The sequence below is a fragment of the Streptomyces sp. col6 genome, from assembly GCF_008042035.1.
Classification (GTDB): Bacteria; Actinomycetota; Actinomycetes; order Streptomycetales; family Streptomycetaceae; genus Streptomyces.
In genome coordinates, this window is the sequence record NZ_RDBL01000029.1 from 131989 (window position 1) to 154903 (window position 22915).

18 protein-coding genes are annotated in these 22915 nt (G+C 70.7%); 3 read left to right on the forward strand and 15 right to left on the reverse strand.

What is annotated here, in order from left to right; genetic code table 11:
• Positions 1-192: 192 nt before the first annotated feature.
• On the reverse strand, positions 193-3012 hold the full coding sequence (secA, locus tag EAO73_RS29815) for a preprotein translocase subunit SecA (protein ID WP_147974642.1): 2820 nt from the start codon (positions 3010-3012) through the stop codon (positions 193-195).
• A gap of 241 nt (positions 3013-3253) precedes the next feature.
• On the opposite strand from secA, the gene EAO73_RS29820 reads away from it, so the two are divergent.
• Together EAO73_RS29820 and EAO73_RS29825 are read left to right on the forward strand one after the other, a co-directional pair.
• The gene (locus EAO73_RS29820; RefSeq protein ID WP_147974643.1) at positions 3254-3844 is read left to right on the forward strand and encodes a GNAT family N-acetyltransferase; all 591 of its coding nucleotides are present in this window, start codon (positions 3254-3256) and stop codon (positions 3842-3844) included.
• A gap of 10 nt (positions 3845-3854) precedes the next feature.
• Positions 3855-5030 (forward strand): winged helix-turn-helix domain-containing protein, encoded by a 1176-nt coding sequence (locus EAO73_RS29825; protein WP_147974644.1) that lies wholly within the window; start codon positions 3855-3857, stop codon positions 5028-5030.
• 31 nt (positions 5031-5061) lie between these two features.
• Here the strand turns inward: EAO73_RS29825 and EAO73_RS29830 are convergent, their stop codons facing one another.
• The 8 genes from EAO73_RS29830 to EAO73_RS29875 all read right to left on the reverse strand — a co-directional run bounded on the left by EAO73_RS29830 (position 5062) and on the right by EAO73_RS29875 (position 15504).
• Positions 5062-5814: a response regulator gene (locus tag EAO73_RS29830; RefSeq protein ID WP_147974645.1), complete on the reverse strand. Its 753-nt coding sequence runs from the start codon at positions 5812-5814 to the stop codon at positions 5062-5064.
• Between the two features lie 187 nt (positions 5815-6001).
• Positions 6002-6691 carry a ribosome hibernation-promoting factor, HPF/YfiA family gene (gene hpf / locus EAO73_RS29835; RefSeq protein ID WP_147974646.1) on the reverse strand — a complete coding sequence of 230 codons (690 nt, stop codon included), beginning with the start codon at positions 6689-6691 and terminating at the stop codon, positions 6002-6004.
• 322 nt (positions 6692-7013) lie between these two features.
• Entirely contained in the window at positions 7014-7766 is a 753-nt protein-coding gene (locus EAO73_RS29845) for a ComF family protein (protein WP_147974647.1), read from the reverse strand.
• Between the two features lie 69 nt (positions 7767-7835).
• A complete protein-coding gene (locus EAO73_RS29850; RefSeq protein ID WP_224756559.1) occupies positions 7836-9605 on the reverse strand; it encodes an LpqB family beta-propeller domain-containing protein in 1770 nt (589 codons plus the stop codon).
• Between the two features lie 92 nt (positions 9606-9697).
• The gene (gene mtrB, locus EAO73_RS29855) at positions 9698-11719 is read right to left on the reverse strand and encodes an MtrAB system histidine kinase MtrB (RefSeq protein WP_147974648.1); all 2022 of its coding nucleotides are present in this window, start codon (positions 11717-11719) and stop codon (positions 9698-9700) included.
• Position 11720: 1 nt separating this feature from the next.
• Entirely contained in the window at positions 11721-12410 is a 690-nt protein-coding gene (mtrA, locus tag EAO73_RS29860; protein WP_005316841.1) for a two-component system response regulator MtrA, read from the reverse strand.
• A 4-nt stretch (positions 12411-12414) separates the two neighbouring features.
• On the reverse strand, positions 12415-13560 hold the full coding sequence (gene mtnA / locus EAO73_RS29865) for an S-methyl-5-thioribose-1-phosphate isomerase (RefSeq protein WP_147974649.1): 1146 nt from the start codon (positions 13558-13560) through the stop codon (positions 12415-12417).
• A gap of 936 nt (positions 13561-14496) precedes the next feature.
• Positions 14497-15504 (reverse strand): stage II sporulation protein M, encoded by a 1008-nt coding sequence (locus EAO73_RS29875; RefSeq protein ID WP_147974650.1) that lies wholly within the window; start codon positions 15502-15504, stop codon positions 14497-14499.
• Positions 15505-15619: 115 nt separating this feature from the next.
• Here EAO73_RS29875 and EAO73_RS29880 point away from each other — a divergent pair, with 115 nt between their 5' ends.
• Positions 15620-16534 (forward strand): RDD family protein, encoded by a 915-nt coding sequence (locus tag EAO73_RS29880; RefSeq protein ID WP_147974651.1) that lies wholly within the window; start codon positions 15620-15622, stop codon positions 16532-16534.
• 13 nt (positions 16535-16547) lie between these two features.
• Here the strand turns inward: EAO73_RS29880 and EAO73_RS29885 are convergent, their stop codons facing one another.
• The 6 genes from EAO73_RS29885 to EAO73_RS29910 all read right to left on the reverse strand — a co-directional run bounded on the left by EAO73_RS29885 (position 16548) and on the right by EAO73_RS29910 (position 22841).
• On the reverse strand, positions 16548-17159 hold the full coding sequence (locus EAO73_RS29885; protein ID WP_147974652.1) for a hypothetical protein: 612 nt from the start codon (positions 17157-17159) through the stop codon (positions 16548-16550).
• Between the two features lie 189 nt (positions 17160-17348).
• Positions 17349-18806, reverse strand: a complete 1458-nt coding sequence (gene ahcY / locus EAO73_RS29890) for an adenosylhomocysteinase (protein WP_147974653.1) — start codon at positions 18804-18806, stop codon at positions 17349-17351.
• Positions 18807-19148: 342 nt separating this feature from the next.
• Positions 19149-20075 (reverse strand): cation diffusion facilitator family transporter, encoded by a 927-nt coding sequence (locus EAO73_RS29895; protein ID WP_147974654.1) that lies wholly within the window; start codon positions 20073-20075, stop codon positions 19149-19151.
• Positions 20076-20162: 87 nt separating this feature from the next.
• Positions 20163-21374 (reverse strand): mannose-6-phosphate isomerase, class I, encoded by a 1212-nt coding sequence (gene manA, locus EAO73_RS29900; protein WP_147974655.1) that lies wholly within the window; start codon positions 21372-21374, stop codon positions 20163-20165.
• A 69-nt stretch (positions 21375-21443) separates the two neighbouring features.
• Positions 21444-22580 carry an SIS domain-containing protein gene (locus EAO73_RS29905; RefSeq protein WP_147974656.1) on the reverse strand — a complete coding sequence of 379 codons (1137 nt, stop codon included), beginning with the start codon at positions 22578-22580 and terminating at the stop codon, positions 21444-21446.
• 78 nt (positions 22581-22658) lie between these two features.
• The gene (locus tag EAO73_RS29910; protein WP_147974657.1) at positions 22659-22841 is read right to left on the reverse strand and encodes a Trm112 family protein; all 183 of its coding nucleotides are present in this window, start codon (positions 22839-22841) and stop codon (positions 22659-22661) included.
• Positions 22842-22915: the final 74 nt, after the last annotated feature.

Here is a 22915-nt window from a genome sequence, read left to right on the forward strand (position 1 = left end):
CTCCCCGCCCCTTCCCGAAACCGGGGCGGAGCCCCGGTTTCGGGAAGGGGCGGGGAGGGGAACAGGCCCGCCGCAGGCGCACCGCACCCGCCCCGCACCCCAGGCACAAGCCCACCGCACACAAGAAAACCGACCGGACCCGAGCACCCCACGGCACCCGGCCCCAGCCGGCATTCCACACCCCGCGAACGGCTACTTCTTACGCCGCCGCCCGCCCCCGGACTTCTGCGCCTTACGCCGCTCCGCCCGAGTGAGCCCGTCCGACTCCGACCCCGCACCGCTTCCGGAACCGTCCCCGTTCGCGAAGTCGCCCTCGACGACCCCGCCCTCCCCGTCGACCGTGGGAGCGGAGAAGTGCAGCCGGTCCGGCCGCTGCGGAGCGTCCAGCCCCTTCGCCCGGATCTCCGGCCGCGCGGCCGGCACCGCGTCCTCCTTGGTCAGCGACGTCGCCGCGTCCTGGACCGGCACCTCCTCGACCTGCTGCTCGACCTGGACCTCCAGGTTGAACAGGTAGCCGACGGACTCCTCCTTGATGCCCTCCATCATGGCGTTGAACATGTCGAAGCCCTCGCGCTGGTACTCGACCAGCGGGTCCTTCTGCGCCATGGCCCGCAGGCCGATGCCCTCCTGGAGGTAGTCCATCTCGTAGAGGTGCTCGCGCCACTTGCGGTCCAGGACGGACAGCACCACGCGCCGCTCCAGCTCACGCATGATCTCGGAGCCGAGCGTCTTCTCGCGCTCGTCGTACTGCTCGTGGATGTCGTCCTTGACCGACTCGGCGATGAACTCGGCCGTGACCCCGGCCAGATCGCCCGCCGCCTCCTCCAGCTCGGCGACCGTGACCTTCACCGGGTAGAGCTGCTTGAACGCGCCCCACAGCCGGTCGAGGTCCCACTCCTCGGCGAAGCCCTCCGCCGTCTCCTGACGGATGTAGTCGTCGATCGTGTCGTCCATGAAGTGGCGGATCTGCTCCTGGAGGTCCTCGCCCTCCAGGACCCGGCGCCGCTCGCCGTAGATGACCTCACGCTGCCGGTTGAGCACCTCGTCGTACTTCAGGACGTTCTTGCGCGTCTCGAAGTTCTGCTGCTCGACCTGCGACTGGGCCGACGCGATCGCGCGCGTCACCATCTTGTTCTCGATCGGCACGTCGTCCGGCACGTTGGCCATCGACATGACGCGCTCGACCATCTGCGCCTTGAAGAGCCGCATCAGGTCGTCGCCGAGCGACAGGTAGAAGCGGGACTCGCCCGGGTCGCCCTGACGGCCGGAACGACCGCGCAGCTGGTTGTCGATACGACGCGACTCGTGCCGCTCGGTGCCCAGGACGTAGAGCCCGCCGAGCTCCTTGACCTCCTCGAACTCCGCCCGCACGGCCTGCTCGGCCTTCTCCAGCGCGGCGGGAAGGGCGGCCGCCCACTCCTCGACGTGCTCGACGGGGTCGAGGCCCCGCTGGCGCAGCTCCGCCTCGGCGAGGTCGTCCGGGTTGCCGCCGAGCTTGATGTCGGTGCCTCGTCCGGCCATGTTCGTCGCGACGGTCACCGCGCCCTTGCGGCCGGCCTGGGCGACGATCGTCGCCTCCCGGTCGTGCTGCTTGGCGTTGAGCACCTCGTGCTGGACACCGCGCTTGGAGAGCTGCTGCGAGAGGTACTCCGACTTCTCGACGGAGGTCGTGCCGACCAGGATCGGCTGCCCCTTCTCGTGCTTCTCGGCGATGTCGTCCACGACCGCGGCGAACTTGGCGACCTCGGTGCGGTAGATGAGGTCCGACTGGTCGGCGCGCTGCATCGGCCGGTTCGTCGGGATCGGCACGACGCCCAGCTTGTAGATCTGGTGGAACTCGGCGGCCTCGGTCATCGCCGTACCGGTCATGCCGGAGAGCTTGCCGTAGAGGCGGAAGAAGTTCTGCAGGGTGATCGTGGCGAGCGTCTGGTTCTCGTCCTTGATGTCCACCCCTTCCTTCGCCTCGATCGCCTGGTGCATGCCCTCGTTGTAGCGGCGGCCGGCGAGGATACGGCCGGTGTGCTCGTCGACGATCATGACTTCGCCGTCGATGACGACGTAGTCCTTGTCCTTCTTGAAGAGTTCCTTGGCCTTGATGGCGTTGTTGAGGTACCCGACGAGGGGGGTGTTCACCGACTCGTACAGGTTCTCGATGCCGAGCCAGTCCTCGACCTTGGAGACACCGGGCTCGTGGATCGCCACGGTCCGCTTCTTCTCGTCGACCTCGTAGTCGCCGGTCTCCTCGATGCCCTTGAGCGGGTTGCCCGCCTCGCCCTTGGTGAGGCGCGTGACCAGCTTGGCGAAGTCGCCGTACCACTTGGTCGCCTGGTCGGCCGGACCGGAGATGATCAGCGGCGTACGGGCCTCGTCGACCAGGATCGAGTCGACCTCGTCGACGATCGCGAAGTTGTGGCCGCGCTGGACCAGCTCGTCCTTGGACCACGCCATGTTGTCGCGGAGGTAGTCGAAGCCGAACTCGTTGTTCGTGCCGTACGTGATGTCGCAGCCGTACTGCTCGCGGCGCTGGGCCGGCGTCATGTTGGCGATGATGCAGCCGACGCTCAGGCCGAGGAACTTGTGGACCCGGCCCATCATCTCGGAGTCGCGCGAGGCGAGGTAGTCGTTCACCGTGATCAGGTGCACGCCGTCGCCGGACAGGGCGTTCAGATACGCGGGCAGCGTACCGACGAGGGTCTTGCCCTCACCGGTCTTCATCTCGGCCACGTATCCGAGGTGCAGCGCGGCGCCGCCCATGATCTGGACGTCGTAGTGGCGCTGGCCGAGGACGCGCTTGGCCGCCTCGCGGACGGTGGCGAACGCCTCGGGAAGCAGGTCGTCCAGGCTCTCGCCGTCCGCGTACCGTTCCTTGTACTCGTCGGTGAGCGCCCGCAGCTCGGCGTCGGAGAGGTTGACGAAGTCCTCTTCGATGGAGCTGACCTGGTCCGCGATGCGGTGCAGTTTGCGCAGGATCTTGCCTTCGCCTGCACGCATGAGCTTGTTGAAGACGGACACTGAGGCTGGTCTCCTTGCCGGTCGGGCCTGGGCACGGGGTCGTGTAATGGACTCGGGCACGGGCACGGCAGGTGGGCCCCACCGCAACGGTCATCGTAAGCGAGGACCCCGCCGCGCCGGGAGGGCTGCCACCGCGTTGTCCCCGCGGTGCCCTTCCGAGTCAACGGACGAAGGCCGCCGAAGGTGCCGGGAAGCGCGAAAAGTACTCGCTTCCCCACCGGTCCCTCACCAGAATCCCGTCATGGAACCGTTCACTCTCACCACGGACCGCCTGCTGCTGCGCCCCTTCACCGCGGCGGACACCGACGCGGTGTACGAAGCCTGTCAGGACCCGGACATCCGGCGCTGGACGGTCGTCCCCTCGCCGTACGCGCGTTCCGACGCGGAGTTCTTCGCCGCGCGCCTCTCGCCGGACGGCTGGCAGGACGGCTCGATGTACAACTTCGCCGTGGAGCCGCGCGAGGGCGGTCCCCTGATAGGCGCGCTCGGCATCAACCGCCGTACCGGCCCGGGTCTGTACGAGGTCGGCTTCTGGACCGCGAAGGAGCAGCGCGGCCGCGGCTACATGACCGAGGCGGTCCTGTGCGCCGCCCACTGGTCCTTCACCGCGCTCGGCTGCGACCGGCTGGAGTGGAAGGCCGAGACCGGCAACGTCCCGTCGCGGGCCGTCGCCCTGCGGGCCGGTTTCCGCATGGAGGGCGAGCAGCGCTCGGGCCTGCTCAACAAGGGCGTGCGCCGCGACGCGTGGGTGGGCGCCCTGCTCCCCGCCGACCTGGGCCTGCCGGGCACCGCCGCCTACGTACCGGCGGGCGGTGTCAGTGCCGCCCCCTAGAGTGCGGAGCATGACGTCTGTGCAGCCACCCGCAGTCGAACTCTCCGCCGACCAGGCCCGCAGGATCGCCCTGCGCGCCCAGGGATTCCTGGGCGCGCCGGACCGCCGGTCGGGGACGCGCGGGGTGCTGCGGCACCTCGGCGCCGTACAGCTGGACACGATCTCGGTGCTGGCCCGCTCGCACGAGCTGATCCCGTACGCGCGCCTGGGCGCGATCGGGAGGCGCACGGTCGAGGAGGCGTACTGGTCGGGCGGCCGCGCCTTCGAGTACTGGTCGCACGCGGCGTGCATCCTGCCCGTCGAGGAGTGGCCGCACTTCGCGTTCCGCCGCCGCGCCTACCGGGCCCGCCCGCAGTGGTCCCACGACCTGCCGGACGGCGCGTACGAGACCGTGATCAAGCAGCTGACCGCCGAGGGCCCGCTGACGGCGACGGAGCTGGGCGGCGCGAAGAACGGCGGGGAGTGGTGGGACTGGTCGGCCTCGAAGGTCGCCGTCGAACGCGCTCTGATGTACGGCGAGGTGGTGTGCACCGAGCGGCGCGGCTGGAAGCGGGTCTACGACCTGGCGGAGCGCGCCCTGCCCGACGCCGTGCTGCACGACGGCCTGGACGACGCGGAGTGCCTGCGCCGGCTGGTGGCGCTCGCCGGGCAGTCGCTGGGGGTGGGCACCCGGGCGGACATCGCGGACTACCACCGGCTCAAGGGCGAGCAGTTCGACGCCGTGGTGGCGGATTCCGGGCTGGTGCCGGTGTCCGTGGAGGGCTGGGCGAAGCCGGCCTGGGCGGACCCGGCGGCACTGGCGTCCGAACCGCGGGGACGGCACCGGACGACGCTGCTCTCGCCCTTCGACTCACTGGTCTGGGAACGGGCGCGCACCGAGCGGATCTTCGGCTTCACGCACCGCCTGGAGGCGTACGTACCCAAGCAGAAGCGGGTCCACGGCTACTTCGCGATGCCTCTGCTGGCCGGCGGGCGGCTCCAGGGCCGGGTCGATCCGGCCCGCGAGGGGACCACGCTGATCGCCCGGCAGGTGTCCCTGGCGGGCACGAAGGCCGTGGTGCCGATGGCTCAGGCCCTGGTGGAGGCGGCTTCCTGGGTCGGCTGCACGGACGTACGGCTGGAGCGGGTGGAGGCGCCGGAGCTGCGCGGTCCGCTCGCGGCGGAGATCTCCCGCCTCCTGGCCTGACCCCTGACGGTCCGCCGGTCGCCGCGAGGGTTCAGCGGATCTCCAGGATCTTCTCCCGCATGGCGTAGACGACCGCTTCCATCCGGGAGTGCAGCTGGAGCTTCTCCAGAATGTTGCGGACGTGGTTCTTCACGGTGTTCTCGGAAATGAAGAGTTGCTTCGCGATATCGCGATTGTTCATGCCGGTGGCGACCAGTTTGAGGACTTCGAGTTCACGTTCGGTGAGCCGGGGCGCCGGTACGAGCCGGCGTTCGTCGGTCCGCTGGATCATCGACTTGAACTCGGTGAGCAGTTTGGAGGCCATGGACGGGCTGATCTGGGACTGCCCGTCGGCGACCGCGCGAATGGCGGTGGAGACCTCGTCCGTGGAGATCTCCTTGAGGAGATAGCCCGTGGCGCCGGCTTTGATGGCGTCGTAGAGGTCGGCCTCCTCGTCGCTGATCGTCAGCATGATGATCTTCGCACTGGGGGCCACCTCCTTGATGGACGTACAGGCCTCGATGCCACCTCGCCTGGGCATCCGCACATCCATCAGCACGATGTCCGGCAGCAGATCGGCCGCCTTGTCCACCGCCTCCGCGCCGTCCCCGGCCTCACCGACGACCTCGATGTCCTCCTCGTGCGCGAGGACGATCTCCAGACCTCTGCGGAAGAGGGCGTGGTCGTCGACCACCAGGACCCGGATCGGCTCCTTGCGGTAGCCGTCGTCCCGGTCCGCGCCGAGGGCGCGCCGGGCATCGTCGGCATCACTCGCGTCGCGCACGGGCCCGAAGGTGTCCGCCATCGTTCCTCCCCCTGAAGGCCACGGCCTGAAGTTCACGCACGGTCCGCCAACGGCGTTTTGCGGAACACCGGTTGGCTCGGGTCGCCATGATTTCATGCCGGGACGTCGGCGCGGTGATTCCTTGGTGACACACGGGTGCCCCTGGGGGCGCACAGACGCTCACAGGGGCACCACGCAGTGGTGGGCGTCAGCCGCCGAGCGCGCCGCCCGCGCCGCCCGCCTCATCGGCGGCCAGCGGGTCGGTCCTCAAGTGGATGACACCGTAGTCGTAGGCGTGTCGCCGGTAGACGACACTGGGTTCCTTCGTCTCGTTGTCGACGAACAGATAGAAGTCGTGTCCGACCAGCTCCATCTCGTAGAGCGCCTGGTCGAGCGACATGGGCGCCGCTACGTGCGTCTTCTCGCGCATCACCAGCGGTCCCTCGCCCTGCACCTCGAGCGAGCCGATCCTGGTGGTGGGGACGGGCCGTGCCGACTCGTCGGCGATCAGTTCGCCGTCGCCGTTGAACGATGCCGCGTCCGGCACCATCTCGCCGACCTCCGCAGCGGGGATACGACCCGAACCCCGGCGGCTGTAGCGCTTGTCGTGCTGCTTGCGCAGCCGGGCCTCCAGCTTGCCGGTGGCCAGATCCAGCGCTGCGTACGGGTCGCCTGCGGCCGCTTCTGCCCTGATGACCGGTCCACGCGAGCGGAGGGTGATCTCCACCCGGTCGGAGCGGTCTGCCTGACGAGGGTTCGGCTCCTTGGACACCTCCACGTCGAGGCTGATCACTTTGCCGTCGAACTTCTGGATCTTGTCCAGCTTCAGCTTCTCGGCCACGTGCTTGCGGAACCGCTCGGGCACCTCGGTCTTGCGGCCCTTGACGACGATGTCCACGCAGAACTCCGTTCCCGGATCACTCCGCTCGGTGGCGGAGCATCTCCCTTTTGCACCAGGCCCCGGTGATGGCCGGAGCCGCGGACTCGGTGACTTCCACCTCCTCCTCCCCCGCCGGCAGGGACTCCACCCCACCGGATTTCCGGTTTCTCGAGTACTGGTGGGTCGCCTGCCCGAAACCTGGTGGTGCATTCGTCGAGGGCCGGCATTCACCATTCCTCACAACCGAACATAGCCTGCTCGGACGGATGTCGGCACCCGCTACTCGCACGTACCTCCGTTCAGGTCTTTTTACCCACTCACTACCTGCAACGATGCAAGTTCAGTTCCAGTTCCGGTTTATTTCGCGGTCAACGGGACAAGCTGCGTCGAACGCGAGCGGGGACGCCGCGACCACGGCCGCGTGGCGCACCGTCGTGCCTGCCCCCGCGCCTTCGAGGGCCATGTCGAGCGCCCGTACCGCCTCGGCCAGCGTGGCCCCCGTCGTCAGGAGGTCGTCCACCAGCACCACCCGCCCGGCCGTGAGCAGCCGCCCGCCTCCGGCCGCCACGTCCAGCGCACCGGCCAGGTTGGCCCGGCGCTCCGCCGCGGTCAGCCCCGACTGGTCGGCCACCGCCCGCCGCTGCCGCAGCACCGCGGTCACCGTCACCGGGACGCCCGTCCGCCGCAGGTGCGCCGCCGCGGCCAGCGCGATCCTGCGCGCCGGATCATGCCCGCGCGCCGCCACCGCCCGGCGCGCGGAGGGCACGGGTACGAGCAGCAGCGGCCGCCCGTCCTGCGCCCGGCCCGCCCCGGCCCTCACCGCTTCCGCCAGCGCCGTGCCGAGCGCGCGCGCCAAGCCGAGCGCACCGCGTTCCTTGTGGGCCAGCAGCACCGCGCGTACCGCGCCCTCGTAACCGGCCGCTGCATGCACGACCGGCAGGCCGGGCGGTTCCGGCGACGGCCGCACCCGGCGCGGCACCCCGCCGTACACCTGCGCGCCGCACGCCTCGCACAGCTCCGTCCGCTCCCTGCCGCACCCACCGCAGGACACCGGCAGCACGAGCCCGCTGATCTCCCGCCACCACCCACGCACACTTCAACTGTGCGCCTCACGCGGCCGTCCGACCACCCCTGTGGACAACGCCCGCGCCCGGGGACGGTGTCAGCCGGGATAGACCAGCGCCGAGCCCTCCTTGAGGACCGTCTGCCAGTTGTCCCCGGGCAGCAGTTTCACTATCCCGTCGCCGAACGTGTCCGCCATCAGCGGCAACTGCTCGTCGTCGGCGGCGGCGATGGCGAGCACCTGATTCACCCCGGGCAGCACGCCCGACGACGGCGTCGAGCCGTCCGCCTGCACGTACCGGACCTGTTGGACGCCGCCCTGCTCCTTGCCGACCACCACGAGGCGGCTGCGGCCGGACCAGGACATCGCCGTTACGTCCGCGAGCTGCGGCGCCGCCTGCCGCAGGTCGACCACGGACACTTGGACGTCGTCCCCCCTGCCCAGCCGCTCGATCCGGCCGATCTTCAGCGTCGTATGGCCGTCCTTCGTCAGCAGCAGCGCTATGCGCACCCCGTCCGAGGACAGCCGCAGACCCGCGATACGGCTGCCGTCCAGGCTCGGCACGGTCACCTCCTGCGGCTTGTCCGTGCCGTGCGGCAGCCGTAGCAGCCGGGAGTTCTCCGGGTCGCGGTCGGCCACCCAGAGGTCGCCCCGGCCGTCCCAGCTGGGCGTCGTCAGCCGGTCGGCGGGGTCGGTCGCCTTGCTCGTCACAGCCGGTACGGGCAGCTCGCCGTCCGCTGCGATGGACGCCACGTAGAGCGCGTCGTTGTGCTGGGAGAGCGCCGCCGCCGACTGCTCGTCCCGGGCCACACCGACCGTGCTCACCTTCAGCGTGCCGTTGCCGAACGGGCCCGACACCGGCTCCGGTTCGCCGCTGCCCCTGGTACTGCCGGGGATGCGCTCCACCCGGCCCTTGGCATCGACGAAGTACTGGCTGTCGGGTCCGCCCGAGGAACCGTCGGGGGCGTACTCCTCGGCCTGGTCGGCGTCGAGCACGCACAGCGGCGAACCGTCAGACCGCTGCAACTCCACCTGCTCGACCCGCGCGGACGTCAGGTCCCGGAGGGTGAACAGCACCTGCGCGGCCATCATCCGGCAGGAACGCTGCCCCGTACCGTCGGCCTTCTTGTTGAGCGGGACCTTCAGGACGTTGCGGTCGTCGGGCGTCAGGGAGCCCACCCCCTTCCCCAGATCCGTACCCGTGGGGAAGCGCGAGGCGACGACCGGCCGCAGCCAGTCGGTCGGGCCCCGCAGCAGGCTGCGGACCGCCTGGGTCACCGTGTCCGTCCCGGTCGCGGGATCGGTGCGGTTCCGGAGGTAGACGGGGTCGGCGACCAGGGTGGCCTGCGCGTCGGACCGGCCGGCCGCGAAGTAGAACTTGTTGACCGAGCGGTACAGCCGCTTGAAGTCGGACTGGCCGAGCACCAGGCCGTCCGGCACGAAGTCGATACGCCACTCCTTGCCGTCCGGCGTCTTCTCCCGCACCAGGTGGAGCGTGCGGGAGTAGTCCGTCGGAGCGAGCGGCTGGTACGCGTTCTGCTCATCGACCGTCGCCACCTTCTCGCCGGTCAGGGTGTAGGTGACCTCGGTGGTGCTGCGGTCGTGCTCGTGGACCGGGCGGTCGCTCCGGTTCGGCGCCTTGGCCAGCACCGTGGTCTCCGCGCTCGGCTTCCACCGGCGCGACGCCTCCTTGGTGAGGTACTTGCGCGTCGTCCGGAAGTCGGAGTCGTCGCTGGTCATCGACTCCAGGAAGCCGTCGACCACCTCGTTCGGAGTGGCGCCGTCACGCGGGGCCACCGCGTACACCTGCACCTGCGAGTCCCCCGGCTGCGAGGCGTCCACGGCCTTGATGTCCCCGGAGACCGGCATCGATCCGCACGCGGACAGCACGAGCACCCCGCACCCGATCAGCACGGTCACCCCCACCGCACGCCCGCGGCCCCCCTCCCGACGGTCAGTGCTCACGAGTCGTGTCCTCCCGCCCCGGATTCACGCCCCGGGGAATCGTTGTGACCGGCCTGGCGCTCCTCGGCGGGACGCGGCACCACCCGCGCCCCGTTGCCCGGCAGGGCCGCCGGGTGCACCGATGCGGGTGCCGTCCTGGCCGCCACCTGCGCCCGGCCCGGGACCGGCAGCGGGGCTCGGCCCGTACCGGCGTGCTGCGAGGGCACGGCCAGCAGCCTGTGCTCGCTGCCGGTGGTGGAGGCGTCCGCGGCCTGCTCCCGGCTCTCCCGGTTGCGCCGCGAGTCCTCGGGCTCCAGTGGTATCGGCGAGCCCCGCAGCGGCTCGTCCGCCGTACGCGGCAGCGTCAGCCGGAACTGGGAGCCGCCCCCCGGCTCACCCCAGGCCTGCAGCCAGCCGCCGTGCAGCCGCGCGTCCTCCACCGCGATGGACAGGCCGAGGCCGGTGCCGCCGGTGGTCCGGGCGCGGGCCGGGTCGGCCCGCCAGAAGCGGTTGAAGACCCGGGTCGCCTCGCCGGGCTTCAGCCCCACGCCGTAGTCCCGGACGGCGACGGCGACCGCTCCGCCCGCCGCGCCCATCCGCACCACGACGTCGCGTCCCTCGCCGTGCTCGACGGCGTTGACGACGAGGTTGCGCAGGACCCGCTCGACGCGCCGCGCGTCGGCCTCGGCTATCACCGGCTGTTCGTCACCGGTCACCAGGATCCGCGTGCCCTTGCGCTCGGCCAGCGGCTCCGCGCCGCCGATCACCCGGCGCACGACCTGCCGCAGGTCTATCGGCTCGGCCTCCAGGGCCGCGGCACCCGCGTCGAAGCGGCTGATCTCCAGCAGGTCGGAGAGCAGCGACTCGAAGCGGTCGAGCTGGTCACCCAGCAGCTCCGCGGACCGTGCCGTGACCGGGTCGAAGTCGACGCGCGCCTCGTGGATGACGTCGGCAGCCATCCGCACCGTGGTCAGGGGCGTGCGCAGCTCGTGCGAGACGTCCGAGACGAACCGGCGCTGCATCCGGGAGAGCTCCTCCAGCTGCTGGATCTTCAGCTGGAGGTTCTGCGCCATCTTGTTGAAGGCCTCACCGAGCCGGGCGATGTCGTCCTCGCCGGTGACCTTCATCCGTTCCTGCAGCCGGCCGGCGGAGAGCCGTTCGGCGATGCCCGCCGCCATGCGTACGGGGGTGACGACCTGGCGCACCACGAACCAGGCGATCGCCCCCAGCAGCACGACCACGAAGAGCCCCGCGGTCGCCAGCGTGCCCTTGACCAGGGTCAGGGACTTCTCCTCCTGCGTCAGCGGGAAGACGTAGTACAGCTGGTACGGATTGCGGTCGATGTCGTAGAGGCGCTTGCCCACGATGAGGCCGGGCTGCGACTCCTGCCCGTTCGCGTACTGGATCAGCGAGTACGTCTGGAAGGCCCCGGGCCCCTTGTTCACCGACTCGCGCAGGCTCTGCGGGATGCTCGCGGCCTCGACGCTTCCCGAACCCCGTGGCGCGCGGGAGCCCTCGTCGGCGCTGAGCGCCACCACATTGAAGGCGTTCTTCCCGCCGCTGGCGAGCTGGTCGACGAGCTCGGTCCGCCAGGAGTTGTTGGCGGTCGTGCCGTCCGCGGCGTCGTCGCCCTGGCCGGGGGCCGGGGTGAGCGGCGCGTTCGCCTTCTCCTGGGCCGCCGCGAACCCGCCCGCGGCCTGTGTCTGCGCTGCCTTGCCCTTCGCGTCGAGCAGGCCGTTGCGCACCTGCCCGATCACGACGAGGCCGAGCAGCAGCACCACTCCGAGCGACATCAGCAGCGTGCCCGCGACGACCCGCAGCTGCAGATTGCGCCGCCACAGCCGTACGGCGGGCAGCAGCGGACGCCGCACCCAGCGCATCAGCAGCCGCGGCACCGGCCCGCCGGGCGCCCGGTCCTGGAACAACCGGCCGCCCTGCAGGAAGCGCTCGACGGTGGACGACGTGTGCCCTGAACCGGCAGCCCGCTCCGCACGGACTCCCGGCTCCCCGGGCTTCGGAGCAGTGCTACCCAGGGACATGTCAGCTCGGTCCGGCCTTGTAACCGACGCCTCGGACGGTCACCACGATCTCCGGCCGCTCCGGGTCCTTCTCGACCTTGGAGCGAAGCCGCTGCACATGCACGTTGACCAGGCGGGTGTCCGCCGCGTGGCGGTAGCCCCACACCTGCTCCAGCAGGACCTCACGGGTGAAGACCTGCCACGGCTTGCGGGCGAGCGCGACCAGCAGGTCGAACTCCAGCGGCGTCAGGGCGATGGACTGCCCGTCCCGCTTCACCGAGTGCCCGGCAACGTCTATGACCAGGTCCCCGATGGTCAGCTGCTCCGGGGCCGGCTCTTCGGACCTGCGCAGACGTGCCCTGATCCGGGCCACCAACTCCTTCGGTTTGAACGGCTTGACGATGTAGTCGTCGGCCCCGGACTCCAGGCCCACCACCACGTCAACCGTGTCGCTCTTGGCAGTGAGCATGACGATCGGCACACCGGACTCGGCCCTGATCAGCCTGCAGACCTCGATGCCGTCCCTGCCGGGCAGCATGAGGTCGAGCAGGACCAGGTCCGGCTTCGCCTCTCGAAATGCAGCAAGTGCCTTGTCGCCGTCCGCTACGAACGACGGCTCGAAACCCTCACCACGCAGCACAATCCCGAGCATCTCGGCCAGTGCGGTGTCGTCGTCGACGACAAGGACGCGTCCCTTCATAAACGACATCATCCCATTAGCTAATCGTTACCTGCGATGATCTGGCACACAGCTCTGCCAGCCCGGCCCCCGTGACCGGCGAGATTACGCCTTCTTCCGTCACGATCGCCGTGACCAGCTCCGGCGGCGTGATATCGAAGGCAGGGTTGTACGACTGGGTCCCCACCGGGGCGACGGGCACCCCGCCCGCCTCCTCGTCCCCCGCCCCGCGCGACGGGATTGTGAGCTCGGCCACTTCCCGCCCGGAGCGCTGCTCCACGGTGATGGATGCCCCGTCCGCGGTGAGCAGATCCACGGTCGTCGTCGGGGCCACGACGATGAACGGTACGTGGTGGTACTTGGCGAGCACCGCGAGCGGATAGCTCCCCACCTTGTTGGCCACCGACCCGTCCGCGGCGATGCGGTCCGCCCCGATCAGCACGGCGTCCACTTCCCCCGCCGCGAACAGCGAACCCGCCGCGTTGTCCGTGAGCAGGCTGTACGGCATACCGCTGCGTGCCGCCTCGTACGCGGTCAGCCGGGCGCCCTGCAACAGCGGACGGGTCTCGTCCACCCACAGCCGCCGCAGCCGGCCCTCCCGGTGCGCGCCGAGCGCCACCGCGAAGGCGGTTCCCTCTCCTCCCGAGACGAGCGCCCCGGTGTTGCAGTGGGTCAGCAGCCGATGGCCGCCGCCCGGGACCAACTCGTCCAACAGCGCGAGCCCGTACCGGGCCATCCGCCCGCTGGCCTCGGCGTCCTCCCGGTGCAGCGCCTCGGCCTCCGCCAGCGCCGCCGCCCCGGCCCGCTCCTGACCGGCCCCCTTGTCGAGCGCCGCCCAGTACGCAGCGGCGGCCCGCCGCACGCCGTACCCGAGGTTCACCGCGGTGGGCCGCGCCTGTTCCAGGAGCCCCGTGGCCTCCGCCACGTCGTAGCCCCGCACCGCGGCCAGGGCCACCCCGTAGGCACCGGCGATGCCCAGCAGCGGGGCTCCCCGCACCGCGAGCGTCCTGATCGCGTCCACCAGAGCCGGCACGTCCGTGCACACCAGCTCCGTCTCCTCGGCCGGCAGCCGCCTCTGGTCGAGGAGCACCAGCACGGGGCCTTCCGGAGGTTCGTCCCAACGAAGTACGGATAGCCCGGCGGGCTCGCTGCCCACCGGCGATTGCGCGTCCTGATCAGCCATCCGTCCAGTCTGCCCGGTGACCGGCCGGGACATGAAGGCATGAGCGGGATACAAGGCCAGGCCCGGACAGGCCCGGACCTCCGCAACGCGTGGCACGATGGCTGCCAACCTGACGCCCCGATGCGCGGACAGGACCGTGAAGGAGCGAGAATGAACGACACTCCGGGCTGGGCCTCGCCCGGATCCGCCCCCTCCGACGGCCAGGAAACGGGAGTCCCCCGTCCCTCCGAACCGGCCGACGACAGCACCCCCTCGGGAACCTGGGCCGCCCAGCAGCCGCCCGCCGCCCGGTGGTCCCCGCCGAGCCCCACCGGAACTCCACTGCGTCCTCGCTGTGTTTTTGCCTGCCAAACCCGAAGGTTTCGCAGGACTTTCAAAGGAACCACCAACCTGCCGAAGCAGGCCGGGGTATCAACATATCTGGCGTTGACTTTTGGCACGCTGTTGAGTTCTCAAGGAACGGACGCTTCCTTTGTACTCACCCTCTCGGGCTTTCCTCCGGGCGCTTCCCTTCGGTCTTGCGTTTCCGACTCTATCAGACTCTTTCGTGTCCGATTCCCGGCCGAAGCGGGTTTCGCTTTCCAGTTCTTCGCTTTCGCGTTTCCCTTTCCGGCGATTCCAACCTTACCAGATTCATTTCGTTCCGTTTCCGGTTCGATCCGAATTCCAGTGGCCGTTGAAGTGGCCTTGCCTTTCGGCTGATTCGACTTTATCAGAAGCGTTTCGACCGAACCTAATCGGCTTCAACTTCAGAAGTTGGGAATCGATGGCTCTGCGGAAATTCGATTTCCGGTGAGAGCGAGATAGATATTAGCTGGTCGCATCCGAACTTGTCCAGTTCGTGGCAACCGTTCAAATCTACCTCCCCCGCTTCGCCGTGTCAACGGTTTTTTGGGGCGAGGAGGACACTAGCAGGTCAGCGACGGCGTACGCACATCAGGCGGCGGTCGGCAGCTCGGCACTTCGTTCGACGGCGTCCAGATCGCCTGCGTTTCCGGCCCGGACCGCACGTCCGCCGAGGACATAGACGTAGGCGAGGAAGAGCAGCTCGGCTGCTGTGCCCAGCGAGATGCGGGCCCAGGTGGGCAGGCCGGACGGGGTCACGAAGGCTTCGATGACACCTGACACGAACAGCACGAGCGCCAGGCCGATGGCCATGCCCAGGGCCGCCCGGCCCCGTTGCGCCAAGGCCGCACGGCGGGTCTGCGGGCCCGGGTCGATGACCGTCCAGCCGAGGCGGAGACCTGTGCCGGCGGCGACGAACACCGCCGTCAGCTCCAGCAGGCCGTGGGGCAGGACCAGGCCGAGGAACACGTCGAGGCGGCCCGCCGAAGACATCAGTCCGATGCCCACCGCCAGGTTGACCACGTTGAGGAAAAGGACCCAGATCACCGGGACGCAGAGGAAGGCGCCCAGCACCAGGCACATGGCGGCGGCCTGTGCGTTGTTCGTCCAGACCTGGGCGGCGAAGGAGGTCGCGGGGTGGCTGGAGTAGTACGTCTCGTACTCGCCGCCCGGCACCGTCATCCGGCGGAGGTCTTCCGGAGCCGCGATGGCCGACCGCACCTCCGGATGCGTGCCGATCCACCAGCCCATCAGCGCGGCCAGAAGTACGGAGAGGACCGCGGTCGGTATCCACCAGTGCCGGGAGCGGTAGACCGCCGCGGGAAACCCGGCCGTGAGGAAGCGCGCGGCGTCGCGCCAGGACGCACGACGCGTACCGGTCACCGTGGAGCGGGCCCGTGCGACCAGCTGCGTGAGCCGCGCGACGAGCAGCGGGTCGGGGGCGCTGGACCGGATCAGGGAGAGATGGGTGGCCGTGCGCTGGTAGAGATCGACCAGTTCGTCGGCTTCCGCACCGGTCAGCCGCCGGCCGCGGCGCAGCAGGTGGTCCAGCCGGTCCCACTCGATGCGGTGGGCGTGGACGAAGACGTCGAGGTCCATGGTCGGCTGCTGCTCCAGGCATGGGTGCGTACGGGTCGTACGACTGCGGCGTTGCGGGCCAGCTTGGCAGACTGTGGGCCCGCGGGGCAGGGGGCCCGGAACCGAGGGTGGGGCGATGAGTGAACTCGTAACCGGCGACGCGGTCGTGCTGGGGCTCCGGCCGGCGAGGCTGCCGAGCCGTGCGCTGGCCCTGGCCATCGATCTGGTCGTGGTCGGAACGGTCTTCGGTCTGGTCGCCCTGGGTCTGGCTGTGGCCGGCGGCTCCCTGGACGATGCCGCCTGGGCCGCGGTTTCCGTCGCCACCTTTCTGCTGGTGCCGGTGGGAGGCCCGATCGCGGTCGAGACGCTCAGCCATGGCCGGTCGCTGGGCAAGCTGGCGTGTGGGCTGCGGGTCGTGCGGGACGACGGAGGGCCCATCCGGTTCCGGCACGCGCTCGTGCGCGGGGGCATGGGCGTCGTGGAGATCCTGATGACGCTCGGAGTCGTCGCCGTCGTCGCATCGCTGGTCTCGGCGCGTGGCAGGCGGCTCGGGGACGTGTTCGCGGGAACGCTCGTCGTACGGGAACGGGTACCGGCGGGTCGGTCCGGGGCCGTTCCGCCGCCTCCGCCCTGGCTGATCGGGCGGTTCGCCGGTCTGGATCTGTCGGCGGTCCCGGACGACCTGTGGCTCTCGGTCCGGCAGTACCTGACGCGGATGCACCAGCTCGATCCCGCTGTGGGCCGGGCCATGTCGCAACAGCTGGGTGGGGAGGTCGCCGCACGTACCGGGGTGCCTGCCCCGGTGGGCGTGCCGGCCGCCGCCTACCTGGCCGCCGTGGTGCACGAACGGCAGGTACGGGACGCGCGCACGGCGTGGCACACCGCTCATCCGGAGGCGATCCGTGGCTCCGCCGGCACCTCACCGGTGGGCGCGGCCGGTGGCGCTCCCGGTCCTGTCGCGCGTGGAGTCGACGGTGCCACGCGTCCCGGCTCCGGGGCGGCAGGTGGGAGCCGGAAGTCCTCTGCCACCGGATTCGTGCCGCCTGTCTGAAGGCCGGCGGGTCCTAGCGGTCGGAGGGCGGGGATTCCAGGTCTTCGAGCTCGATGCCGGGGGCGGACAGCACCACGTCTCCGGCGAGGTGGACGGTGTGCCGTTCACCGGTGTCCAGGGCGCTGACCTGGTATTCGTCCACCTTCAGGGGGCCGTTGTCAGTGGCGTGCGCTTCACTGTTCACCAGGGCCCAGGACTGGTCGAGCGTACGGGGGGCGAGGACCGGATCCGTGAAGGTGACGACCCGGACGCGGGTCTCGGGGGAAGCGGGGGTGAGGCGCAGCAGACGGGCGGTCGCTACGAGGAAGGCGGGGGATGTGCCGTTGAAGGCGTGGCCGCGGACGTTGCCTTCGGTGGCATGGGTGCCCGTCGGGTCGGTACGGACCCAGGTGAGGCCCTCCAGGGCGGCGCCGCGGACCTGCCAGTCGGCGGCATGGAGTTCGAGACGGAGGGGGCGGCCGAGTTCGTCAAGGGTGAGGTCGACGGATCCCAGGTGACTGCCGGACGGGGCAGTCGTTTGGGAGATGTAGCGCCAGCCGGAAGGGCCGGGCGCGCAGTGGAAGTGTTCTTCGCCGAGGGGGGTGTGGTCGTGGACGTCGTGGAGCGAATATCGGCCGCGGGGCATGGGGTCCTTCGGGTCCTCGGCTCGTGCGGGTGCGGTACGGCGCAGGCCCCCGACACGGGGGTGCGGGGGCCTGCGTTCGTCACTGCTCCTGCTGCTGATCGGCTCGGGTCGTCGGGCGTCCCGCGCCGCTGAGCCGCTCCGCGCTGCGGGGCCGCCGGTGAACCGGTGCCTCCGCGGCGCGTGGCGGGATCAGTAGCGGTAGTGGTCCGGCTTGTACGGGCCGTCGACCTCGACACCGATGTACGCGGCCTGTTCGGGGCGGAGCGTCGTCAGCTTCACGCCGAGCGCGTCGAGGTGGAGACGGGCGACCTTCTCGTCGAGGTGCTTGGGCAGCACGTAGACGTCGGTCGGGTACTCCTCGGGCTTCGTGAACAGCTCGATCTGGGCCAGGGTCTGGTCCGCGAACGAGTTGGACATGACGAACGAGGGGTGGCCGGTGGCGTTGCCCAGGTTCAGCAGGCGGCCCTCGGAGAGCACGATGAGGACCTTGCCGTCGGGGAACGTCCAGGTGTGAACCTGCGGCTTGACCTCGTCCTTGACGATGCCGTCGATCCGGGCCAGGCCGGCCATGTCGATCTCGTTGTCGAAGTGGCCGATGTTCCCGACGATGGCCTGGTGCTTCATCTTGGCCATGTCGGAGGCCATGATGATGTCCTTGTTGCCCGTCGTGGTGACGAAGATGTCGGCCTGCGCGACGACGTCGTCGAGGGTGGCGACCTGGTAGCCGTCCATCGCCGCCTGGAGGGCGCAGATCGGGTCGATCTCGGTGATGATCACGCGAGCGCCCTGGCCGCGCAGGGACTCCGCGCAGCCCTTGCCTACGTCGCCGTAGCCGCAGACGACAGCGGTCTTGCCGCCGATCAGGACGTCGGTGGCGCGGTTGATGCCGTCGATCAGCGAGTGGCGGCAGCCGTACTTGTTGTCGAACTTCGACTTGGTGACTGCGTCGTTGACGTTGATCGCCGGGAACAGGAGGGTGCCGTCGCGGTGCATCTCGTACAGCCGGTGCACACCGGTCGTGGTCTCCTCCGTGACGCCACGGATCTCGGAGGCCAGCTGCGTCCACTTCTGGGGGGACTCGCCCAGCGTGCGGTTGAGCAGCGTGAGGATGTGCGCGTACTCCTCGCTGTCCGCCGTCGCCGGGTCAGGGGCCGCGCCGGCCTTCTCGAACTCGACGCCCTTGTGCACCAGGAGCGTGGCGTCGCCGCCGTCGTCCAGGATCATGTTGGGGCCGCCGGTGGGGGTGTTCGGCCAGGTCAGGGCCTGCTCCGTGCACCACCAGTACTCTTCGAGCGTCTCGCCCTTCCAGGCGAAGACCGGGACGCCGGCGGGGGCCTCGGGGGTGCCGTTCGGGCCGACCGCGATGGCGGCGGCGGCGTGGTCCTGCGTGGAGAAGATGTTGCAGGAGGCCCAGCGGACCTCGGCGCCGAGGGCGACCAGGGTCTCGATCAGCACGGCGGTCTGCACGGTCATGTGCAGCGAGCCGGTGATGCGGGCGCCAGCCAGCGGCTGGGCGGCGGCGTACTCCTTGCGGATCGACATCAGGCCGGGCATCTCGTGCTCGGCGAGGGTGATCTCCTTGCGCCCGAAGGCGGCGAGGGAGAGATCGGCGACCTTGAAGTCCTGTCGATTGGCGACCGTCGTCATAACGGGCTGCTCCTCGTGGTGGAGTCGAGGGTGGGTAGGGCGGCTCTGCGGCGGCGGGCACACGAATGCCCGGACGCTCGCAGCGCAGTCCGTCGGAGGCCCTCTCTCCCTCGGCCGGTCCGGCGTACGGACCGATCGACCGCCATCAGCAGCGACGTCTGACACTGCCGTCGAATCTACACCGAACGGCGCAGCCGCTCCCAGTCCACCGGGGCGGGTCCGGGGCGGGAGCGGCTGCGCCGTTCGGTGTAGATTCGACGGCAGTGTCAGACGTCGCTGCTGATGGCGGTCGATCGGTCCGGCCGTTCCGATCGCCCGGGTGATCTACCTGGAGCCGGACATCTACAACGCGGCGGCCGCCGCGTTGTAGATGTCCGGCTCCAGGTAGATCACCCGGGCGATCGGAACGGCCGCGCGGATGCGGGACTCGGCGGCGTTGATGGCGTTGGCGACCTCGTCGGCGGTGTCGTCGTGCTGGACGGCGATCTTGGCGGCGACCAGCAGTTCCTCCGGGCCGAGGTGGAGGGTGCGCATGTGGATGATGCCGGTGACGGTGTCGCCGTCGACGACCGCGGCCTTGATCTTCTCGACCTGGTCGGTGCCGGCGGCCTCACCGAGCAGCAGGGATTTGGTCTCGGCGGCCAGCACGAGGGCGATGGCGATCAGCAGGATGCCGATGCACAGGGTGCCGATGCCGTCCCACACGCCGTTGCCGGTGCCAAGGGCCAGGCCGACGCCGCCGAGCGCGAGGACCAGACCGATCAGCGCGCCGAAGTCCTCCAGCAGGACGACGGGGAGTTCCGGGGCCTTCGCGCGGCGGATGAAGTCCGTCCAGCTGAGCGAGCCGCGGGACTCGTTGGACTCCTTGATCGCCGTACGGAAGGAGAAGCCCTCCGCGATGATCGCGAAGACCAGGACGCCCACCGGCCAGTACCAGGCCTCCAGCTCGTGGGGGTGCCTGATCTTCTCGTAGCCCTCGTACACCGCGAACATGCCACCGACGGAGAACAGGACGATGGAGACGAGGAAGGCGTAGATGTAGCGCTCGCGGCCGTAGCCGAACGGGTGCTGCGGGGTGGCCTCGCGCTGCGCCCGCTTGCCGCCGAGTAGCAGCAGGCCCTGGTTGCCGGAGTCGGCGAGCGAGTGGACGCTCTCCGCGAGCATCGACGAGGAGCCGCTGAACAGGAACGCCACGAATTTGGCCACCGCGATCGCGAGGTTGGCGCCGAGCGCCGCCACGATCGCCTTGGTTCCGCCTGACGCACTCATGGGTTCCTGGTGTCCCTTCTTCGGTCTGCGGCCCCGGCGGCCGCGGTACGGCGGCACATTGTTGCAGCCGCCGTCGCGGACGGTGCGTCAGGCCACCACTGTCGCACGGAACAGCGTGCCCGCTCCCGACACATCTACCCGCTCGCCCGCCGGTACGAAGACCGAGGCGCCGGGGGTGAGACCGAGGTCGCCGGCCTTGGGGGCGCCCGCCGTGCAGAGCAGGATCTGCGGGGTGGCCGCGGTCAGGTCGGCGGGGGCGGCGCCGGGCGACAGGTCAAAGCGGGAGAGGCGGAACTCCTCGACCGGGGTCTCGTACAGCTCCTCGCCCGACGGGGACGCCTCCGGGCGCAGGACACCCGGGTCGGTCGCCTCGAAGCGGACGACGCGCAGGAGTTCGGGGACGTCGATGTGCTTGGGCGTGAGGCCGCAGCGCAGCACGTTGTCGGAGTTGGCCATGATCTCGACGCCGAGGCCGTCGAGGTAGGCGTGCGGGACGCCGGCGCCGAGGTACAGCGCCTCGCCGGGCTGGAGCCGCACATGGTTGAGCAGCATGGCCGCGATGACGCCGGCGTCGCCGGGGAAGTGGTGGGCGATGCGGGCGTACGGGGCGTAGTCGCCGCCGAGCCGTTCCGCGGCGGCCGCCGCGGCGGTCACCGTCTCGGCCATCTCGTCCGGGTCCGCCGTGAGGATCGCCGTCAGCACCTCGCGCAGGGCGGCCTCTTCGGGCTGGGCGCGCAGCAGATCCGCGTACGGCTTGAGGGAGTCGACGCCCAGGCCCTCCATCGCCTCGGCCGCCTCCAGGGGCCGGCGGAATCCGCACAGTCCCTCGAAAGGGGTGAGCGCGCAGATGAGTTCGGGCTTGTGGTTGGCGTCCTTGTACGTGCGGTGCGGGGCGTCGATCGGGACGGACCGGCGCTCCTCGTCCGCGTACCCCGCCCTGGCCTGGTCGAGGTTCGGGTGCACCTGGAGGGAGAGGGGGGCACCGGCGGCGAGCAGCTTGAGGAGGAAGGGCAGCCGGGGGCCGAACTTCTCGACGGCCGCCGCGCCGAGTTCGCGGGCCGGGTCGGCGGCGATGACGTCGGTGAGGGACTGCTCGGCGTGGGCCTGTGCGGCGGTTCCGCCGGCTGCCTCGCCGGTGCCGGGGGCTTCGGTGCGGGTTATCCGGGAGGGGGCTCCGGGGTGGGCGCCCATCCACATCTCCGCCTGCGGCTCGCCCGTGGGGGCGATGCCGAGCAGGGCGGGGATGGCGGTGGTCGAGCCCCAGGCGTACGGGCGCACGGTGTTGGAGAGCCGGTCCATGGGTCCTGTCCTTGTGTTGCCGTGTGTGGTGCTGAGCTGCTGCGTTACGGGGGGGCGGTGCGAGGTGTCTCAGGCGCCGGGCGCCGAGGCGAGGGCCAGATAGACAGCGGCGAAGTCGGTGACGGCGAGCAGTTCGGCGAGGGATTCGAGCGTGCTGCCCTCCTCCGGTTCGAGCTCACTGATCGCCGTGTCGTGGCCCAGGGCCAGTTCGCGGGCGGCGGGGGCGGCGCTCAGGCCGCCGGTGGGCCGGTCCCGGAGCAGGACCACGCGGGCGTGCAGGGGTTCCGACTCGTCGACGCGATCGCGGAAGAAGTCGTCCGGGTCCGCGCCCGCGGCGAACGCGCCCGCCAGCAGGCCCCCGTGCGCCGGGAGCGCCTCCGGGAGGGCGGCGGCGAGGGCCGGGCGGCCCGAGAGCTCCGCCAGGACCGCGGCGAACCGGCGTCCGACCGGGCCGGCCGCGTCGCCCTCCGTCCAGATCAGCGGCAGGCTGTCCGCGAGTTCGGCGGCGAGCGTCTTGGCCGGGTTGCTGTACGTGGCGACGGCCGGGCCGCAGCGCTCCGCCGTACGGTCCAGGCGGTCCGCGACGCTCTGCAGCGCTTCGGCGGGGGCGGTGACCAGGCCGACGCGGTCGAGGAGCGCGAGCAGCGGGGTGAACAGGGCCCAGAGCGTGCCGGGGCCCGCGGCCGAGGTCTCGGCGTCGTACTCGCCGTGCGGGGCGGAGGCCATCGGTACGACGAGGCCGTGCACCCCGTGCACAGCCTCGCGCAGCGGGGAGCGCTGGGGGGCGACGGCCACGACCGTGCAGCCGCGGCGGTAAGCCTGCTCCGCGAGGAGGGCGAGGCCGGGTTCGGAGCCGTCCGCCGTGGCGATGAGCAGCAGGTCGACGGAGCCGGCCCAGCCGGGCAGGGTCCAGCGCAGGGCGCCGGGGGCGGGGGCGACACCGGTCGGGTGGATGCGGGTGACCGGGGCGGAGGCGCCGGCGAGCGCGGCGATCAGGTCCGCCACGCCGGTCGCGGCGGTGCCGGGTCCTGCGACCAGGACGGCGCGCGGGCGGCCCTCCGGGTTCAGCTCGGTGATCCCGGCCTCCGTCGCGTGCCGGGCGGCGGTACGGACCCGGGCCCCGGCCTCGGCGGCGCCGCGGAGCAGATCGCGGCGGTCGGCTCGGGCCAGGGCGTCGGGGGCGTCGAGCAGCGACTCGTCGAGCATGGGGCGGTCCTCCGATCACGTGCCGGTCACCGGCCGGTGCGGTGTGGCGCGGTTACGCCGGGGCGGCGGGTGCGCCGGTTACGCGGGGCGGCGGGCCTCGTCGACGAGGAGTACGGGGATGCCGTCCTGGACCGGGTAGGCGAGGCCGCAGTCGGTGCCGGTGCAGACGAGTTCCGGGGCGTCGGCCGCGGTCCTGTCGTCGAGGGGCGCGTGGCAGGCCGGGCAGGCCAGGATCTCCAGGAGGCCGGCTTCGAGCGGCATGGGGTGTCCCTTCGGGCGGGTGGTGTTCGGAGGCCCTTGTGGGGGCGAGGTCAGCCTACCGCCGGGGTGGGGTG

What these genes read in the sequence shown, in the direction of transcription:
- EAO73_RS29895 (WP_147974654.1), bottom strand. Translation starts at nt 20,075, where the DNA reads ATGAGTGCGTCAGGCGGAACCAAGGCGATCGTGGCGGCGCTCGGCGCC.
- EAO73_RS29880 (WP_147974651.1), top strand. Translation starts at nt 15,620, where the DNA reads ATGAGTGAACTCGTAACCGGCGACGCGGTCGTGCTGGGGCTCCGGCCG.
- EAO73_RS29910 (WP_147974657.1), bottom strand. Translation starts at nt 22,841, where the DNA reads ATGCCGCTCGAAGCCGGCCTCCTGGAGATCCTGGCCTGCCCGGCCTGC.
- mtrB (WP_147974648.1), bottom strand. Translation starts at nt 11,719, where the DNA reads ATGTCCCTGGGTAGCACTGCTCCGAAGCCCGGGGAGCCGGGAGTCCGT.
- EAO73_RS29905 (WP_147974656.1), bottom strand. Translation starts at nt 22,580, where the DNA reads ATGCTCGACGAGTCGCTGCTCGACGCCCCCGACGCCCTGGCCCGAGCC.
- EAO73_RS29830 (WP_147974645.1), bottom strand. Translation starts at nt 5,814, where the DNA reads ATGGCGGACACCTTCGGGCCCGTGCGCGACGCGAGTGATGCCGACGAT.
- mtnA (WP_147974649.1), bottom strand. Translation starts at nt 13,560, where the DNA reads ATGGCTGATCAGGACGCGCAATCGCCGGTGGGCAGCGAGCCCGCCGGG.
- EAO73_RS29820 (WP_147974643.1), top strand. Translation starts at nt 3,254, where the DNA reads ATGGAACCGTTCACTCTCACCACGGACCGCCTGCTGCTGCGCCCCTTC.
- mtrA (WP_005316841.1), bottom strand. Translation starts at nt 12,410, where the DNA reads ATGATGTCGTTTATGAAGGGACGCGTCCTTGTCGTCGACGACGACACC.
- EAO73_RS29850 (WP_224756559.1), bottom strand. Translation starts at nt 9,605, where the DNA reads ATGCCGGTCTCCGGGGACATCAAGGCCGTGGACGCCTCGCAGCCGGGG.
- EAO73_RS29885 (WP_147974652.1), bottom strand. Translation starts at nt 17,159, where the DNA reads ATGCCCCGCGGCCGATATTCGCTCCACGACGTCCACGACCACACCCCC.
- EAO73_RS29825 (WP_147974644.1), top strand. Translation starts at nt 3,855, where the DNA reads ATGACGTCTGTGCAGCCACCCGCAGTCGAACTCTCCGCCGACCAGGCC.
- manA (WP_147974655.1), bottom strand. Translation starts at nt 21,374, where the DNA reads ATGGACCGGCTCTCCAACACCGTGCGCCCGTACGCCTGGGGCTCGACC.
- ahcY (WP_147974653.1), bottom strand. Translation starts at nt 18,806, where the DNA reads ATGACGACGGTCGCCAATCGACAGGACTTCAAGGTCGCCGATCTCTCC.
- EAO73_RS29875 (WP_147974650.1), bottom strand. Translation starts at nt 15,504, where the DNA reads ATGGACCTCGACGTCTTCGTCCACGCCCACCGCATCGAGTGGGACCGG.